At 71.5% G+C, this 17,110-nt stretch carries 13 protein-coding genes, 1 tRNA gene and 3 pseudogenes; 7 read left to right on the top strand and 10 right to left on the bottom strand.

Translation table 11 applies throughout. The annotated features are described in order from the left end of the window. The 7 genes and pseudogenes from I0C86_RS10815 to I0C86_RS10790 form a co-directional block, all read right to left on the bottom strand. On the bottom strand, positions 1 to 1,198 hold a 1,198-nt coding region (locus tag I0C86_RS10815), incomplete at its 3' end, for a serine/threonine-protein kinase (protein WP_196201090.1). Positions 1,199 to 1,229: 31 nt separating this feature from the next. Further along, complete coding sequence (locus I0C86_RS10810) at positions 1,230 to 1,673, bottom strand: hypothetical protein (protein WP_196201089.1); 444 nt, start codon at positions 1,671 to 1,673, stop codon at positions 1,230 to 1,232. Positions 1,674 to 1,884: 211 nt separating this feature from the next. After that, a pseudogene (locus I0C86_RS45435) lies at positions 1,885 to 4,020 on the bottom strand (adenylate/guanylate cyclase domain-containing protein); the annotation flags it as partial. Positions 4,021 to 4,152: 132 nt separating this feature from the next. Further along, positions 4,153 to 5,724: pseudogene (locus I0C86_RS45430) on the bottom strand (adenylate/guanylate cyclase domain-containing protein); the annotation flags it as partial. Next, positions 5,721 to 6,521, bottom strand: a complete 801-nt coding sequence (locus I0C86_RS10800; protein ID WP_196201087.1) for an MBL fold metallo-hydrolase — start codon at positions 6,519 to 6,521, stop codon at positions 5,721 to 5,723. The gene I0C86_RS10800 and the pseudogene I0C86_RS45430, both read right to left, overlap by 4 nt. Before the next feature lie 77 nt (positions 6,522 to 6,598). Next, the gene (locus tag I0C86_RS10795) at positions 6,599 to 7,060 is read right to left on the bottom strand and encodes a RidA family protein (RefSeq protein WP_196201086.1); all 462 of its coding nucleotides are present in this window, start codon (positions 7,058 to 7,060) and stop codon (positions 6,599 to 6,601) included. Continuing rightward, positions 7,057 to 7,212, bottom strand: a complete 156-nt coding sequence (locus I0C86_RS10790) for a DUF4177 domain-containing protein (RefSeq protein WP_196201085.1) — start codon at positions 7,210 to 7,212, stop codon at positions 7,057 to 7,059. Before I0C86_RS10790 ends, I0C86_RS10795 begins: the two co-directional genes overlap by 4 nt. 259 nt (positions 7,213 to 7,471) lie before the next feature. On the opposite strand from I0C86_RS10790, the gene I0C86_RS10785 reads away from it, so the two are divergent. The 3 genes from I0C86_RS10785 to I0C86_RS10775 all read left to right on the top strand — a co-directional run bounded on the left by I0C86_RS10785 (position 7,472) and on the right by I0C86_RS10775 (position 10,614). Then, entirely contained in the window at positions 7,472 to 8,317 is an 846-nt protein-coding gene (locus I0C86_RS10785; RefSeq protein ID WP_196201084.1) for an Rv0361 family membrane protein, read from the top strand. A 26-nt stretch (positions 8,318 to 8,343) separates the two neighbouring features. Then, positions 8,344 to 9,336 (top strand): ArsA-related P-loop ATPase, encoded by a 993-nt coding sequence (locus I0C86_RS10780; protein ID WP_196201083.1) that lies wholly within the window; start codon positions 8,344 to 8,346, stop codon positions 9,334 to 9,336. A gap of 129 nt (positions 9,337 to 9,465) precedes the next feature. After that, the gene (locus tag I0C86_RS10775) at positions 9,466 to 10,614 is read left to right on the top strand and encodes an ArsA family ATPase (protein ID WP_407676296.1); all 1,149 of its coding nucleotides are present in this window, start codon (positions 9,466 to 9,468) and stop codon (positions 10,612 to 10,614) included. Here I0C86_RS10775 and I0C86_RS10770 read toward each other — a convergent pair. Further along, a complete protein-coding gene (locus I0C86_RS10770; protein ID WP_192766482.1) occupies positions 10,601 to 10,897 on the bottom strand; it encodes a WhiB family transcriptional regulator in 297 nt (98 codons plus the stop codon). The genes I0C86_RS10775 and I0C86_RS10770 overlap by 14 nt on opposite strands. Positions 10,898 to 11,304: 407 nt before the next feature. Here I0C86_RS10770 and I0C86_RS10765 point away from each other — a divergent pair, with 407 nt between their 5' ends. Next, positions 11,305 to 13,689, top strand: coding sequence for a transglycosylase domain-containing protein (locus tag I0C86_RS10765; RefSeq protein ID WP_196201081.1), 2,385 nt, complete (start codon positions 11,305 to 11,307; stop codon positions 13,687 to 13,689). A 222-nt stretch (positions 13,690 to 13,911) separates the two neighbouring features. Here I0C86_RS10765 and I0C86_RS10760 read toward each other — a convergent pair whose 3' ends face one another. After that, positions 13,912 to 14,370 carry a GatB/YqeY domain-containing protein gene (locus I0C86_RS10760; protein WP_196201080.1) on the bottom strand — a complete coding sequence of 153 codons (459 nt, stop codon included), beginning with the start codon at positions 14,368 to 14,370 and terminating at the stop codon, positions 13,912 to 13,914. 25 nt (positions 14,371 to 14,395) lie between these two features. Between I0C86_RS10760 and I0C86_RS10755 the strand changes: the two genes are divergently transcribed. Then, positions 14,396 to 15,289: a metallophosphoesterase gene (locus I0C86_RS10755; RefSeq protein WP_196201079.1), complete on the top strand. Its 894-nt coding sequence runs from the start codon at positions 14,396 to 14,398 to the stop codon at positions 15,287 to 15,289. A 133-nt stretch (positions 15,290 to 15,422) separates the two neighbouring features. Beyond that, positions 15,423 to 15,499: transfer RNA gene (locus tag I0C86_RS10750), tRNA-Pro, on the top strand. Between the two features lie 53 nt (positions 15,500 to 15,552). Here I0C86_RS10750 and I0C86_RS10745 read toward each other — a convergent pair. Next, a pseudogene (locus I0C86_RS10745) lies at positions 15,553 to 16,764 on the bottom strand (site-specific integrase). 10 nt (positions 16,765 to 16,774) lie between these two features. Between I0C86_RS10745 and I0C86_RS10740 the strand changes: the two are divergent. Then, positions 16,775 to 17,107: a transposase gene (locus I0C86_RS10740; protein ID WP_196201078.1), complete on the top strand. Its 333-nt coding sequence runs from the start codon at positions 16,775 to 16,777 to the stop codon at positions 17,105 to 17,107. Positions 17,108 to 17,110 lie beyond the last annotated feature (3 nt).

Here is a 17,110-nt window from a genome sequence, read left to right as displayed (position 1 = left end):
CACCACCCGAGGTGGGTACGCCGGAAACCGGTACGCCGGAGACCGGAGTTCCGGAAACCGGCGCGCCGGACGTGGGTGTCCTGGGTGCGGGTGCCCCCGACACCGGCCTGGATCCGGCCTCCACCGCCGGACCGGCGGACACCGGGGCGACGCCGCCGGCCGACGTGGACCCGGAACCCCCGGGCCAGGAGCCGCCGGATCCCGGGCCGCCGGATCCCGGGCCGCCGGATCCCGGGCCGCCGGATCCCGGGCCGCCGGATCCCGGGCCGCCGGATCCCGGGCCGCCGGATCCCGGGCCGCCCGACACCGGAATCCCGGAGACCGGTACGGCGCCCATCATCCCGGAGTACGGACCGGCACCGACCGTGGGTGGTTCCAGCGGAACGCTGGCGAGCAGATCCCGCAGTTGCTCGGCCGAGGGTCGGTCCGAGGGGTCGTTCGCCATCCCGTAGCGGAGCAGGTCCAGCAGCCTCGTCGGCACGCCCGGCAGCTCCGGGATCGGCTCGGTGAACAGCTCCATCAGGGTGAGCAGTCCGGGGTTCCGGTCGGCCTGCCAGCGCGGCGGCTTGCCGTGCATCACGGCGTACAGGGTGGCGCAGAGCGCGTACACGTCGACGGCCGGCGAGGGCGGACTGTGCCGGAACATCTCCGGTGGCGCGTACGCCGGGGTGAGCACCTCCAGGGTGATCGCCGTGTCCCGGGCCTCGGCGAGCACGGCCAGTCCGAAGTCGGCCAGTGCCGGTTCGTTGAACCGCGAGTAGAGGATGTTGGCCGGCTTGACGTCGCGGTGCAGCACGCCGAGCTGATGGGCGTCGGCGAGCGCGTCGGCGATCTTCACTCCGACGTCGCGCGCCTCGACCGGGGTCAGTGGCGAGCTGCGCATACGCTCCGCGTACGAGCCGTCACACAGCTCCATGATCAGGTACGGATGCTGATCCTCGGTGACTCCGGCGTCGAAGAGGTCGACCACGTGCGGGTGGGACGACATCCGGCCGGCGGCGCGGGCCTCGCGGAGGAATCGCCGCTGGTCCCGCTCGCTGTCCAGGGTGCGGTTCTCGACCTTCACCGCGACCTCGCGCCCCACGGACTGCTGGGTGGCCCGGTAGACCGTGGCATAGCCACCTCGGGCAAAGACCGACAAATCCGTCAGGCCGGGCACCACGGGCAGAGGCAGCGCGCCGGGCGGGGTGTCAGTCACAGAATCGAAAATACCGAAGACATGAGACGATTCAGCCCCCCGTACCCGTGGCTGTTATCGCCTGGTTGCCAATCTGACGCCGGTCCAGCCACAACGCGACGCCCGTGGCGACCGCTCCGGCCCCTTCCCAGAGCGCGACACCGAAAAATCGCGGCGGCGCCACCTCGGTCAGCACCAGCACCGTGAACACGATGAAGGTCAGCAGCCGGAAGACGACGGTGAACCGGAAGAACGGCTGCCAGCCCGAACCGGCGGCGAGCAGATAGTAGACACCCATGTTGAAGGACGCCATCGACGAGGCGGTGACGAATGTCCGGGTGTAGTCGCCCGACGCCCGCTCGGCGGTCGGCAGCACCTCGAAGCCGAGCAACGTGAGCAGCGCCTCCGGCCGGACCAGACCCACGGCGCCGAGCAGGAGGGCAAGTCCTCCGAAGACGGCGATCGTCCACGCCGCAGCCGAGCGGGGCAGTCTCACAGACTCCGCCCTTCGTGCCGACGCCCGTCCGCTGTGGACGGATTTGGAGCTAGGCTATCGGCTGCCCGGGCTGTGCGGTATCCCGGAGATCGACAGAACCGATCCGGGCACCGGGTGGGACCTCGACCGGCGCCCCGGGGCCCGGCACCCCTCCGGGTTCGCGCTGCCGGATGACGACCGTCCCGTCCCCGGTCGGCTGCGGGTCCCGGGGCAGCCGGGCCCGCAACGCCTCCGCGGCCGCCCGCTCACTGGTCTGCTGGGTCGAGTACGCCAGCCGGACCGCCTCGTCGGCGACCAGACCCGCCTCCGCCCACTCGCCGGCCTCGGCCAACGCCTCGGCGAGCACCCGTGCCGCGATCACCTGACTGCGGACGTCCTCACCCGGTGCCGCCACCGCCTGCCGGGCCCAGTCCAGCGCCACCGCCGCCTGCCCGTCGGCGAGCAGCGCGGCGGCGTACCGGGCCAGGGCCTGGCGCCGGGAGAAGATCACCGACGGCACCGCGCCGGCCGCCGCGATCGGTTCGAGCAGGCTCACCGCGGTAGGCGCGTCACCGTCGGCCAGCCGGCAGGCGGCGAGCAGCATCCGGGGACCGAGCTGGGTCGGTGCCAGCGGGTTGTGCGGCTCGACGGCCGCGAGCACCGCCTCGGCGTCCCGCTCGGCCCCGGCCACGTCGCCCCGGTCCAGCGCCACGAACCCCCGCAACGTGCCGGCCAGACCGGTCAGCAGCGGGTGCGAGGTGCGGCGGCCGTACGCGAGCGCGTCGGTGAGCAGGTCGACGGCGTGCTCCGGCTCGCCCACCCCTCGGGCGACGGCACCCCGTACGACCAGGGCGAAGCCCCGGCCCCAGTCGTCGGACGCGGCGGCGAAGTCCCGGTACGCCCGCCGCGCCTCGCGGTCCGCCTCGGCGAGCTCGCCCAGCTCGGCCGCGGCGAACGCCTCCACGGCGCGCAGTGTGCCGACCGCCCACGCCTCGCCGACCCGCTCACCGAACGGCAGGAAGACCCGGGCCAACCGGCGGGCCTCGCCGAGCCGGCCGGCGAGCAGCCGGGCGAACGCGGTGGTGCCACGCAGCCAGGCCTGTCCCACCGGATCGTCGATCTCGGCGAAGAGCCGGGCCGCCCGGTCGAGCACCGCGTCGGTGCCGGCGAAGTCTCCCCGGGTGGTGGTCACCCAGGCCAGGTTCTGCAGGGACCAGGCCTGGCCCCGCGGATCGTCGGCTTCCAGATTGACCTCGTACGCCCCGGCGAACCGACTGCTGGCCTGACTCAGCCGACCGCTGACGAAGTCGGCCATCCCGAGCCGCCGCATCGCCGACGCCCGTGGCCCGGGCAGTCCCGCCCCGGTGGCCACCTGCAACGCCTCCTGCCAGGTGCTCACCGCCCGGGAGCGATCACCCTGCGCCTGGTACGCCTGCCCGACGACGAGCAACGCTCCGGCCCGGACGGCGGCGTCGTCCCCCGCGTTCGCGCCGATCTTCTCGGCGAAGGCGAGCGCGTCGGCGATCCGGCCCACCTGGAGCAGGGCGCGGGCGTGCACCAGCCGGTCGCCGCCGGGCACGGACTCCCCGGCGAGCCGGGCGGACCGCTCCGCGTACTGGACGGCCTGTGCCGGTTCTCCGGCCGCGAGAGCCCGCCGGGCGGACCGGTTGAGCGCCGCCATGCCCAGCGGCGCGACGTTTCTGGCCGTGGCGTCGGAGCGCAGGCTGACCACGTCCGCGAATGCGGTCGCGCGCTCGGCGTGCTCGGCGACGAACGCGTCGCGTTCCGCCTCCGACATTCCGGTCGGCCCGGCGCCGGCCCCGATGGCCCGACCCGACAGGGCGGCGGCGTCGCTTCGGACCACCTGACCCGGCAGGGCTACGGCGGCCGGCGGCGCGGCCCACTCGGCCAGCGCCGCGTGCCGGTCGGCGCGGTCGGCCTTGCCGATCCCGGCGTAGACGGCCTCGCGCATCAGCGGGGTGGCGAAGATGTAGCCCTCCCGGTTGCGGTGCAGCATGCGACGCTGGAGCAGCTCCTCCACGGCCCGCTCCAGCTCGACCGCCACGACCGCCGTCGGCCGACCTTCGCGCCCGGCGCGCCGCTCGCGCAGCGCCTCCAGTGCGCCGGCCGGCACCGTGTCACCGATGACGGCGGCGTCGCGCAGGGCCGCCCGCGCCTCGGCCGGCAACGCGTCGATCCGGGCCGCCAGTACGGCGGCGAGGTCCCGGGAGAGCAACCGGCTGCCCAGCGAGCCCGGTACCAGCCGCCAGAAGCCGGCGGAGCCCGGTCCTGCGGGTGCTGGTGGACCGGCGGATCCCGGACCGTCGGCGGGGCCGGACGAGGCGTCGGCGCCGGACGGGGCCCCTGCGGCCGTACCCGTCCGGGTGGTTCCGGGGCCGGAACCGGCGGCACGGACCCGGCCGGCGCCGGGCGCGGCAACGATGCCGGGGCGGAGACCGAGGCCCGGTCCGGTCCGGCTGGCGGTCCGGTCCAGCACCGTGGTCAGGGCACCCCGCTCCATCAGCAGGGTGACCAGTTCGGCCAGGTAGAACGGGTTCCCCTGGGCGGTGGCGAGCAGCCGGTCGACATCGGCCTGCGGCAACCGCCCTCCGCCGAGGTACGCGGTGAGCAGCCGGGCGGCGTCCGCGCCCCGCAGCGGCGGCAGCGAGTGCACCTCGGCGTCGGCCAGCCGGGTCAACGCCCCGGCGGTGCGTACGAGTTCGGGGCGACCGAGCAGCAGCACCAGCACCGGCCCGGTCAGCCGGGACAGGGTCACGCCGAGGGCATCCGTGGTCTCCGGTGTGGCATCGTGCAGATCGTCGACGATGACCGCCAGCGGAGTCTCGGCGGCGAGCGCACTGAGCAGTTCGGCGACGGCGGCCGGGATCGCGTCGGCGGCCGACGCGGGCTCGCCGGCCGACCACTCGGCGGGGCCGGCCGGCACGGTGCCGTGCGCCGGCGGCAGGTCGGCGTAGCCCAGCAGTGCGAGCAGGAGGTCGACGGCGACCGGTGGCGGGTCGGGACGGTACCGGGCCAACCGCTGACCGAGTCGGCGCAGCCGCTCCTCGACCACCGTCCGGGTCACGGCGGTGGCCGGGCCGTCCGGTAGGCCGACCGCGGCCCGGACCAGGTCGGCGAGGGGCGCCAACCGGCGACGCTCACCGAACGCCGCGCACTTCACCGAGAGCACCCGGGCACCGGTGTGGGTCGCGTACCGTCCGGCGCCGACGTCGTAGCCGGCGGCCAGCCGTTCCACCTCGGCGCCGAACCGGGACTTGCCGATGCCGGCCTCGGCCGTCATCAGCAGTACCCGGGGCTCACCCTGGTCGATGACCTCGGCGAGCCGGCCGGCGACCCGGCCGATCTCGGTCTCCCGACCGACGAACGGCGCCTCGTCACCGAGCCCGGACCGGGTGCCGGGCGCGTCGAGCAGTCCCAGCAGCTCGTACGCCTCGACCGGCTCCCGCTTGCCCTTGAGCCGCAACGGGCGCAGCGCCCGCCAGGAGGCGACCCGTCGGGTCGCCGCCGCCGTCCGGGCTCCGGCGTAGACGGCGCCGATCGCGGCGGCGTCGGCCAGCCGGGCGGCGGTGTTCACGGTGTCGCCGATGACGGTGTACTCGATCGCGGCCTGGATGCCGGCGACCACGTCTCCGGTGTTGAGGCCGACCCGCAGCCCGAGTGGGGCACCGCCCCCCTGCTCGTCGTCCAGCACCCGGCGGACCGCCCGTTGCATGGACAGCGCCGCCCGGACCGCCCGCTCGGCGTCGTCCTCGTGCGCGACCGGCGCCCCGAAGACCGCCATGATCCCGTCACCGGTCAGCTTGTCGACGTGCCCGCCGAACGTCTTGACCGCGCCCGCGAGCGCCGCCAGCACCCGGTCGGTGACCGTGCTGACCCGTTCCGGGTCAAGGTCCTCCGACCAGGAGGTAAAATCGGACAGGTCGCCAAAAAGTACCGTTACCACCCGCCGCTCCGCCTCCGGCAGGGTGGCGGCAGCGGGCAGCGCGACTCCACAGTTGTGGCAGAACCGCGCTCCGGGTACGGCGACGGTTCCACACACCGGGCAGGTCACGAGATGTCCAACCCACCGGCCCCCCGGCCGGATTCCCGGTTCTCCTGATCGAGATAGGCGAGCTGTGCCCGGACCGACCATTCGGCCGCCGGCCAGAGCGTCCGGTCCACGTCGGCGTAGACCGTCGCCACCACCTGTTCGGCGCTGGTGGCACCGTCGGCCACCGCCCGGCGGACCTGGTCTAGCCGGGCCCGCCGGTGGGCCAGGTAGAACCGGGCCGCCACGGCGCAGTCGGCCAGCGCCGGGCCGTGCCCCGGCAGCGCGGGTGTCTCGTCGTACGCCGTCAATTCCGTCAGGCTGTCGAGGTAGTCCCCGAGATCGCCGTCGGGATGGGCGACGACGGTGGTGCCCCGGCCCAGGATCGTGTCCCCGGTGCAGACGGCCCGCTCGTCCCCGCCCTCGACCACGAAGCACAGCGAATCCGCGGTGTGGCCGGGGGTGATCAGCAGCCGTACCCGCAGGCCGGCGGCCTCGATCGTCGACCAGCCGCAGCGGAAGATCAACTCCTCGGCCCCGGTCAGCTCCAGGAACCGGTCCATCCCCTCGGCGTGGTCGGGATGCGTGTGCGTGAGCAGCACCCCGGCGACCGGCCCGAGCGCGGCCACCGCCGCGAGATGCCCCTCGTCGAGCGGACCGGGGTCGACCACCAGTACGCCGTCGGCGCCCGGAACGCCGAGCACCCAGGTGTTGGTGCCGTCCAGGGTCATCGGGCCCGGGTTCGGGGCGCGGACCAGCGTCGCCCAGCTCGGTAGCTGGTCGGCCAGCGCCGCGGCCGGCGTCGTCACGTGCCCGGTCATGGCTGAGATGGTACGACGCACAGACGACAACCCTGGAACGCGCGGCTGTCCTCAACCCGACCCGGCTCGGCCTCCGGTCAGGCGACCTCGACGATCACCTCGACCTCGACCGGGGCGCCCAGCGGCAGTTCGGCGACGCCGACCGCACTCCGGGCATGCCGTCCGGCCTCGCCGAACACGGTGCCGAAGAGTTCGGACGCACCGTTCACCACGGCGGGCTGGCCGGTGAAACCGTCCGCGGACGCCACGAACCCGGTCACCTTGACGATCTTCACCACGGTCTCCAACCCGACCAGCGCGTCGATCGCGGCCAGCGCGTTGAGGGCACACCGGGCGGCCAGATCCTTCGCCTGCTCGGCGGAGACCCCGGCACCGACCCTGCCGGTGGCCAGCAGCTTGCCGTCCATCAGGGGCAGCTGGCCGGAGACGTACACGTGCCGACCGGACTGGACCGCCGGGACGTAGTCGGCCAGCGGTGGAACCACCTCGGGCAGCGCCAGACCCAGCTCGGCGAGCTTGGCATGTGGCCCTGCGGTCACGGCTTCGCCCGCTTGAGGTACGCGACGAGCTGCTCGGGGTTGGGACCGGGCACCACTGCCACCAACTCCCAGCCGTCCTCGCCCCAGTTGTCGAGAATCTGCTTGGTGGCGTGCACGAGCAGCGGCACCGTGGCGTACTCCCACTTCTGCATTGCTAGCGGTCTCCTCGGTCTCGGGGGGCGTATCGGCGACAGCCTACGGGCTGCACCGCCGGGACGAGTACGCCTCCCGGCCGGTTCGCCGGAGTTGACGTCCCGTCCGACCGGTACGTCCCCGACTGGGCACGGCGGGTTACCCTCGCCGCGGTGGGTCAGCACGCCCTTCGGTTCCGCCCTTCGACCACGCCAGCCCTCGCAGCCCGCCGGCCGGCCACGTTGACCACCGCATCGGGGCCACCGGGATTGGGGAATCATGACGCAGCCGCCCGACGACGAGGCTCCCCGCCCGCCAGGTGACCGCGCCGCACCTGTCGACCCGACCGAATCGCCCTCGCCCTCGACCTCGACCTCCGAGGACAGCGCCACGGCCTCGGGAAGTCCGGCAACACCGGACGCCGAGCCGGCGGCCACTTCGACGGCCGATCCGGACATTGCATATAAACGGGATGCCGAGCACCCGACGGCCCACGTCGATCCGACGGCCGTACCGGAACCGTCGACGACCTCGGAATGGACCGCGTCTCCGCCGCCACCGCCACCCCCGCCGTACGGCGAGCCGGGCTTCGCGCATCCGGGGCCGGGCGCCCCCTATCCCGCTGCCGACGGCCCGACCACCGCCGGCGGCTATCCCCCGATCGGGCTCGCCCCGGCGCCGAAGAAGCGTCGCGGCCTGCTCGTCGCGTCGATTGCGCTGGCGACGACGCTGCTGCTGTGCGTCGGCGGCGGTGTCTCCGCCTACCTGCTGCTCCGCAACGCCGACCGGGGTGAGGGCGCCGCCGGGCCGGGCGCCGCCGTGGACGCCTTCCTCAAGGCGGTCTACACGGACCGGGACCCCGGCCGGGCCGCCGACCTGACCTGCCCGCAGGCCCGTGACGACGACAAGATCGCCGCGAAGGTCGAGGAGGTGGCGGACCAGATGAGGACGCACGACACGCCCCGGTTCCGGTGGACCGAACCCAGGATCGACGAACAGGACACCGAGCGGGCCCTCGTCTCGACGACGCTGACCATGACGACCGGCGACGAGCGGACCGTCGACCAGCGGCTGGGGTTCATCGTGGTCGAGGAGAACGGGTGGTGGGTCTGCGACGTGGTCTGACCGGTCCGGCTGGATAGGCTCGGAGGGTGCGAGCGGGCGAGGAGTCGGTCGACCGGGCGGACGCCGAACGGGCCAGCGCCCGTTGGCCCGCCCGGCTTCACGTGATCACGGGCAAGGGCGGGACCGGCAAGACCACGGTGGCCGCCGCGCTGGCGCTGGCGCTGGCCAGTGGCGGGCGCCGTACGCTGCTGGTCGAGGTGGAGAGCCGGCAGGGCATCGCCCAGCTCTTCGGCACCGACCCGCTGCCGTACGAGGAGCGGCCGATCGCCACCGCCCGGGGCGGCGGTGAGGTTCGTGCCCTCGCGGTCGATTCCGAGGAGGCCCTCCTCGAATACCTCGACATGTTCTACAAGCTCGGCGCCGCGGGGCGGGCCCTGCGCAAGCTCGGTGCGATCGACTTCGCCACCACCATCGCGCCCGGCCTGCGGGACGTGCTGCTCACCGGCAAGGTCAAGGAGGCCACCACCCGGACGGCCGACAAGCGCCGGGTGTACGACGCGGTGGTGCTCGACGCCCCGCCCACGGGTCGGATCGGCCGGTTCCTGAACGTCACCGCCGAGACGGCCCGGCTGGCGAAGGTCGGCCCGATCAAGACCCAGAGCGAGGGAGTCGCGGCGCTGCTGCGCTCGCCGATGACCGCCGTACACGTGGTCACGCTGCTGGAGGAGATGCCGGTCCAGGAGACTATCGACGCCATCGCCGACCTGACCACGCTGCGCATCCCGGTCGGCCGGTTGATCCTCAACGCCACCCGGCCGGCGCTGCTGGCCGGCAAGGTCACCCAGGCCGAGCTGCGTCGCGGGCTGGCCGCCGCCGGCCTGCCGACCGACCGGGCGACCGTCGCCGGGTTGCACGCCGAGGCCCGTGACCAGCTCATCCGGCGGAACCTCGAGGAGTCACTCCGCGCCGAGCTGGTCGAACTGGGGCTGCCCCTGGTCGAGCTGCCCCTGCTGACCGAGGGCGTGGACCGGGTGGGGCTGGACATGATCGCCGACACCCTGCTCGGTCCGGCGAGCTGAGCCGAGCGGGCCGTCGGGTGCCGCCGACGGTGCGGGGTACCGGCCCGAACGGGTGGCGCCATAGCCGACTGACTCACACCTGGGCGCCACCACACCATCGGCGCGGCACTGTCCCGATACGCTCGGTTGGTGCGTCCCGATCACCCAGCGCCGCGGCTGGACATCGACCAGATCCTCGCCGATCCCGGCGTCCGGATCGTGGTCTGCTGTGGCGCGGGTGGGGTGGGCAAGACCACCACCGCCGCCGCGCTGGCTCTCCGGGCCGCCGAGCGGCACGGCCGGCGTACGGTGGTGCTCACCATCGACCCGGCCCGACGACTGGCCCAGTCGCTCGGCCTGACGGAACTGGACAACACCCCCCGTCAGGTCAAGGGGATCGACGTCGAGGCGAGCGGTGGCCAGCTGCACGCCATGATGCTGGACATGAAGCGGACCTTCGACGACGTGGTGCTCGCGCACACCGATCCGGCGAAGGCGGCGGAGATCTTCGCGAACCCGTTCTACCAGGCGATGAGTTCGACCTTCGCCGGTACGCAGGAATACATGGCGATGGAGAAGCTGGGGCAGTTGCACGCCCGTGGCGACTGGGATCTGATCGTGGTCGACACGCCCCCGTCACGATCCGCGCTCGACTTCCTCGACGCGCCGGCCCGGCTCTCCCGGTTTCTGGACGGTCGGATGCTGCGACTGCTGCTGGCTCCGGCCCGAAGCGGCGGCCGCAGCATGTTCAGTCTGGTGACGGCCTCGTTCGGGATGTTCTCCCGAGTGGTGCAGAAGGTGCTCGGCGCCCAGTTGCTCACTGATCTGTCCGGTTTCGTGGCGGCGCTCGACTCGATGTTCGGCGGCTTCCGGCAGCGCGCCGAGCAGACGTACCGGGTGCTGCAGGCGCGGGAGACGGCCTTTCTCCTGGTCGCGGTCCCGGAGCCGGACGCGGTCCGGGAGGCCGCGTATTTCGCGGGCCGGCTGGGCGAGGAGCGGATGCCGCTCGCCGGCCTGGTGCTCAACCGGGTGCATCTGCCGGCGGTCGAGACGCCCACCGCGGCCGACAGTCTGGCCGCCGCCGACCGACTCGAGGAGCTCGGTGGCCACGAGGCGACGGTCGAGACCCTGCGCGCCCATGCGGCCCTGACCCAGCAGGCCGGTCGGGAGCGCCGGGTGGCCCGGGTCTTCACCGATGCCTTTCCCACGGTGCCGACGGTGGCGGTCACGGCTCAGCCCGCCGACGTGCACGACGTCGACGGGCTGCGCACGATAGGTGCCGCGATCAGCCAGCCGTGACGAGGACCTTGTCCTTGTTCTTCATGGCTGCCTCGAACATCTTCCGCCAGCTCGCGACCTGCGGGTGCCGACGCAGCAAGGCCCGGCGTTCCCGCTCGGTCATGCCGCCCCACACTCCGAACTCGATCCGGTTGTCGAGCGCGTCGGCCAGGCACTCGTAACGCACGGGGCAGCTGCGGCAGATCCGCTTCGCCACGTTCTGTTCGGCGCCCTGTACGAACAGCGCGTCAGGATCCCCGTTCTGACACGCCGCCAACGTGGGCCAGTCTGTGATCATGCCCATCTGTTTCTGTCCCCCCTTGCAGTCCCGCTACCGACCAGAGCCGGTCAGCCGGCGATAACCCCCCGGCCACCCGTGCCGCCCTCCCCCGGGCACCACGGACGACATGCGATTCTCTCGCCCGACCATCATGCTCTGTAGTCAACTGATTACGCAACGTTGTCAGCCAAATCCGTCAACCCGGACAGTCCCTGACTCTTCGTCCGGCAATCCGGCCCTGACTACCCGGCAGTGATCTGCGAAAACGCTGCGGAGGCGTCCCGAAAGGAGGAGACTCTGCAGCAGAAGACCGCAACCGCACGCCGGGGGTCATGCGTTTAGCACAACGAGGCCAGCGCCAGCAGGAAATGGGGAAAGAACGCTGGGCGCGTCCTCGGTGTTGATTCACGTACCCTGTCGAGGTGACCTGGATGCGGAAGCGTGACCACAATGTCTTCACCAACGCCGCGTCGCTGCTGATCTGTGGCCTGCTGGCCGGCGTGGTGGTCGCGGCGGCCGCCTTCCCCGCAGTGGCGATGTCCGGACTGGCCGCGAAGGCCGGCTCGGAGACGTTCGACAAGTTGCCCACCGAACTGACCGTCAAGAAGGCGCCGCAGATCAGCTACCTGTACGCCTCGGACGGCAAGACACCGCTGGCGACCATGTACGACGAGAACCGTCGCGACGTACCGCTGAAGGACGTCGCGCCCGCCGTCGGCAAGGCCCTGATCGCCGCCGAGGACAAGCGCTTCTACGAGCACAACGGCGTCGACATGAACGGTGTCGCCCGAGCCTTCGTGGCGAACAACCAGGCGGGCGTCACCACCCAGGGTGCCTCGACGTTGACGATGCAGTACGTCCGGCTCACCATCGCCTACTCGGCGACCCACCCGCAGGACGTCGTCGCCGCCACCGAGGACACCAGCGCCCGCAAGCTCCGCGAGATGCGGTACGCCCTGCAACTCGACGCCGACCTGACCAAGGACGAGATCCTGGAGGGCTACCTCAACATCGCCCCGTTCGGCAACGGCGCGTACGGCATCTTCGCGGCCAGCCAGGTGTACTTCGGCAAGCACCCGAAGAGCCTCAAGCTCGAAGAGGCCGCGATGCTCGCCGGCATGGTGAAGGCGCCCTCGGACAACGACCCGACCACCAAGAGCGGCTACCCGGCGGCGCTCGAGCGGCGGAACTGGGTGCTCGGCGAGATGGTGAAGACCGGCGCGATCACCGAGGTCGAGGCCACCGCGGCCAGGGCGGCCAAGCTGACGGTCAAGGACAAGCGCACCCCCAACGGCTGCGTCGCCACCAACAAGAACGACTGGGGCTTCTTCTGCGACTTCTTCTACCGCTGGTGGATGGAGCAGGAGACGTTCGGCCCCACCAGGTACGACCGGGAGCGCCGGCTGAAGAGCGGTGGCTACAGCATCGTCACCACCCTCGACCCGAAGACGCAGAAGGCGTCCAAGGACGCCATCGAGCGGAACGTCAAGACGGGCAAGAAGGAAGCGATGATGCTGGCGGCGATCGAGCCCGGCAGCGGGCGCGTTCGCGCCCTGGCCGTCAACCGGAACTACAAGCTGGACGACCCGAAGAAGCCACAGAACAAGATCTCCACGAACCCGGCCAAAAAGAAGAAGAAGATCCGGGGGACGTACCCGAACACCACCAACCCGCTGCTGACCGGTGGCGGCGACATCACCGGCTACCAGGCCGGCTCGACGTTCAAGATCTTCACGATCGTGGCGGCCCTGGAGAACGGCTACCCACTGCACCACACGATCAACGCCAAGCCGATCGCCCAGACGAAGTACATCGTCGAGTACGGCTCCTCGGCCGCCTGCAAGGGCACCAACAAGTACTGCCCGCAGAACGCCAGTCCGAGCATGGCCGGCCCGGCGAACATGTGGACCGCGTTCGGCAGGTCGGTGAACACCTTCTTCGTGCCATTGCAGGAGCGGGTCGGCGCGGCCAAGGTCGTCGACGCGGCGAAGCGGATGGGGATCACCTTCCGGGCCAGCAACGACCTCCGGTACGCCTCCAACAAGGAGTACGCCAACGACTGGGGCGCGTTCACCCTGGGTGTCTCCCAGACCACGCCGCTGGAACTGGCCAACTCGTACGCCACGCTGGCCGCGGACGGCAAGTACTGCGAGCCGATCCCGGTGCAGCAGATCCGTGACCAGGAGGGCAACAAGCTCGACATCGCCAACCCGCGCTGCGAGCAGCGGATCAAGACCGAGGTGGCCCGGGCCGCCGTGGATGCGGCCCGATGCCCGGTCGGTGACGATTCCTCCACGTCCCGCTGCACCAGCGGCACCGCGCAGAACGTCCGTGGCATCGTCGGAAAGCCGGTGGCCGGCAAGAGCGGTACGACCGACGGCGAGAAGACCGCCTCGCTGGTCGTGATGACCAAGCAACTCGCGATGGCGGGCATCCTCGCCGATCCCGACTGGGCCGAGACCACCCAGGACATGGGGCACGACGTGCGAGGTGGCGTCAATCCCCCGGTCTATCAGGCGATGCGGGACGCCATGAGGGGAAAGAAGTCGATCCAGTTCACCCCGCCCTCCGGCAAGATCATCATGGGTGATCAGCGAACCATTCCGGACGTCAAATGCCAGCCGGTTTCGAGCGCTCTCTCCCGGGTCAAGAACGCCGGCTTCGACGCCGAGGTGGGCGGCAAGGTCGACTCGACCTGCCCGGCAGGCACGGCGGCCGGCACCAGCCCGGACGGCAGGACGATCAAGGGCGGTCCGGTGGTCATCGAGGTCAGCAACGGCAAGGGGGCGGGCGGCAACCCGCCACCGAGGCGCTGACCCGGCAACTCCGGTCACGCCCGCCCGCCAGCAGCGGGCGTGACCCAGGGCCCGAGTAAGGACGACGAACGGGCGGTCACCCCGGTGCCGGGGTGACCGCCCGTTCTCTGTCCGCCGTTCTCCGGCGGGCCGTTCTCCGGCGGGCCGTTCTCCGGCGGGCCGTTTCTCCGGCGGGCCGTTCTCCGGCGGGCCGTTCTCTGTCCGCTGGCGGGTCTGCGCCCGCTATCCGGCGCCGAGCTGACGGCGTACCTCCGCGGCGACCCGACCGCCCTCGGCCCGGCCGGCGACCGCGGCCTGCGCCGCCTTCATCGCCGGACCCATCTGCCCCCGCTCGGTGAAACCACCGGCGGACAGCGCCCCCGCGACCAGCTCGGCCAACTCCTCGTCGGGAAGCTGCGTGGGCAGGTACCGGTTCAGCACCTCGCCCTCGGCCCGCTCCCGGTCCGCCTGCTCGGCCCGGCCGGCGTCACCGAACGCGGTCGCCGCCTCCCGGCGCTTCTTCTCCTCCTTGACGAGCACCGCCAGCACCTCCTGGTCGGAGAGTTCCCGCTTCGCCTTACCGGCGACCTCGGCGGTACCGATCGCCGCCAACGCCATCCGCAGCGTCGAGGTGGTCAGCTCGTCACGAGCCTTCAGCGCGGTCCGCATGTCTGAGGTCAGGAGGTCCTTCAAGGTGCCCATGGACGGTCAAACTACCCTGAGCGGCATGCGAAAGCGCACAGTATTCCAGCTGGCCGCCGGGACCGTCGTGGCCGGCGGCGCCGCCTTGGCGTACGCCTCGCTCGTCGAGCGCAACATGTTCACCCTGCGCCGGTACGACGTACCGGTGCTGGCCACCGACGCCGAACCGCTGCGCATCCTGCACCTGTCGGACCTGCACATGATGCCCGACCAGCGCCGCAAACAGGCCTGGGTGGCCTCACTGGCCGCCACCGATCCCGACCTGGTCGTGGTGACCGGTGACAACCTCGCCCATCCCGAGGCGGTACCCGGCGCCCTACGGGCCCTGCAACCGATGCTCGACTACCCGGGCGCGTTCGTGTTCGGCTCCAACGACTACCGGGGACCGGTCTGGAAGAACCCGTTCAGCTACCTCCTGCCGGAGCGCGAGTACGTGCAGGGCGTCGAACTGCCGTTCGAGGAGCTGCGTGAGGTGCTGGTCGGCGCCGGCTGGGCGGACCTGAACAACGCCCGTACGACGATCAAGTCCGGCGGTCGGGTGATCGAACTGGTCGGCGTGGACGACCCGCACATCGAACGCGACGACTACTCCTCGGTGGCCGGACAGGTCGGGGAGCGGACCGACCTCGCCATCGGGCTCACCCACTCGCCCGAGCCCCGGGTGCTGGACGAGATGGCCGCCGACGGCTTCGAACTGCTGCTCGCCGGGCACACCCACGGCGGACAGGTGCGGGTCCCGCTCGTCGGAGCCCTGACCACCAACTGCGACCTGCCCCGGTCCATGGCACGCGGCCTGCACCGCTGGCCCGACTCGGACGCCTGGCTGCACGTCTCCGCCGGTCTCGGCACCCATCCCACCGCCCCGGTACGGTTCGCCTGCCGGCCCGAGGCATCACTGCTGACGCTCATCCCCCGCTGAGGCGTCGACCGCCCCGGTAGGTACCCCGGATCGGGTCCCGGCGCCTTCCGGCCGGCCGTGTGGTGCCGGGCGCACCGGCCGGATACCGAATTTGACCGGCGGGGCGGGTGGGCTACTATTGCTCGGCACGCCTCGGGGTGTGGCGCAGCTTGGTAGCGCGCTTCGTTCGGGACGAAGAGGTCGTCGGTTCGAATCCGGCCACCCCGACCAGGTCAGAGGGCACATCCGATCCATGGATGTGCCCTCTAGTGCTTCCTGAGTGACTAACTGAGTGACTGTCCCTCCGGGGCAAGCGCGAAGATGCGATCCATGACCGCCGAGCCCTGTAGCAGCACCGGGCGGAGCTGGTGGCGGTAGACCAGCTCCGTGACGGTGGTGCCAGAGTGCCCGCAGAGGTCAGCGATGTCTTCGAGGCTTACCCCGCGTCGGAGAGCAGCGACACGAAGCTGTGCCGTAGCTCGCGGGGTGTCCAAGCGGCCGGATCAAGGCCAGCCAAGGTGACGACTCGGCGGAAGGCCCGGCGGACGTTGGCCGCATCGACGGCAGTGCCGACAGTCGTGGCGAAGACCAGTCCGAGCGGCTGCCAGCCCTTGCCGGCAGTCTTGCGCTCCTGGTCCTGGCGCTGGCGGTGATGGGTCAGCGCGGTGACGCACCGGACAGTAGGGCGAGGGTGCGGCGGGACTTGCGGGTCTTGGTGTCGCCGCCATCCCGGTCGGAGCGCCAGACCTGCACCGAGGGCGGTAGAGGCGAGTCGATGTCGGGTTGTCCGTCAAGGTCGACGTGGTCCCAGCGCAGGGCGCGGAGTTCTTCGGTGCGCGCGCCGGTCAGCAGCGAGAGCACCACATAGGCGTGCAGGCGAGTTCCCTCGGAGGCGCCGAGGACAGCCTTCGCCCGGGCGGAGCTGAGGGACTTGGAGGGTCGGCCCTCCTGGCCTCGCGGAACGGTGCACAGCGCGGCGACGTTGCGCTTCACCTTGTCCCGGGCCATGGCTCGGTTCATCGAGCGGTTGAGGCACCCGTAGAGGTCACGAAGGGTACAGGTGCTGAGGGTGGTGGCTTTGTCGGCTAGCCACCGGTCGACGTCCTGGGCGCAAGCTCGCGGAGCTTCCGAGCGCCCAACGCAGGGGTGATGTGGGTGCGGCACAGGATCTCGCACTTGGTCTTGGTGCGGTCTGATCGGCCGTCGAGTCCTTAGGTGAGCCAGTCGGCGACGGCTTTCGGTGACGGTGTAGTGGTGTTCGGCGATGGGGAGACCGTCTTCGTAGTCGCGGATCTTCTCGCGGAGTTTGGTGCGGGCTTCGGTCTTGGTCTTGCCGCTGCCTTGCGCACGATGCGTTTGCCGGCGGGGGTGTAGCCGACGGTGATGGTGGCGATCCAGCGTTGCCGGGTTTCGTCCCAGTGCAGGCCGCCTGGGCCTGACCCGGTTTGACGGACATCCGAGATCAGGGGGCTGTGAGCCCTCGGGAGGATGTTCATCATGGAAGGCATGGGAAAGAAGCCTCGCCGGCCGCGTAGGGCGTTCACGCCGGAGTTCAAGGCGGAGATCGTCGAGGTGTGCCGGCGGGGTGACCATAGGGTCGGTCAGGTCGCGAAGGACTTCGACCTGACCGAGACGGCGGTGCGGGACTGGGTCAAGCAGGCCGACCTCGACGCCGGCACCCGTAGGGACGGGTTGACCAGCGCGGAGCGCGAAGAGCTGGCGCGGTTGCGGCAGGAGAACCGCCGGCTGCGTGAGGAAGTGGACATCCTCAAGCGGGCCACGGCTCTCGTCGTGTTAATGAAGGGCATGACTCCTGGCTGGTCCAAAGTGTATAAGTAGCAG

The organism is Plantactinospora alkalitolerans, assembly GCF_015690345.1.
Lineage (GTDB): Bacteria > Actinomycetota > Actinomycetes > Mycobacteriales > Micromonosporaceae > Plantactinospora > Plantactinospora alkalitolerans.
Note: the sequence above shows the minus strand (reverse complement) of the source record. Positions and strands in the feature narration are given on the sequence as shown.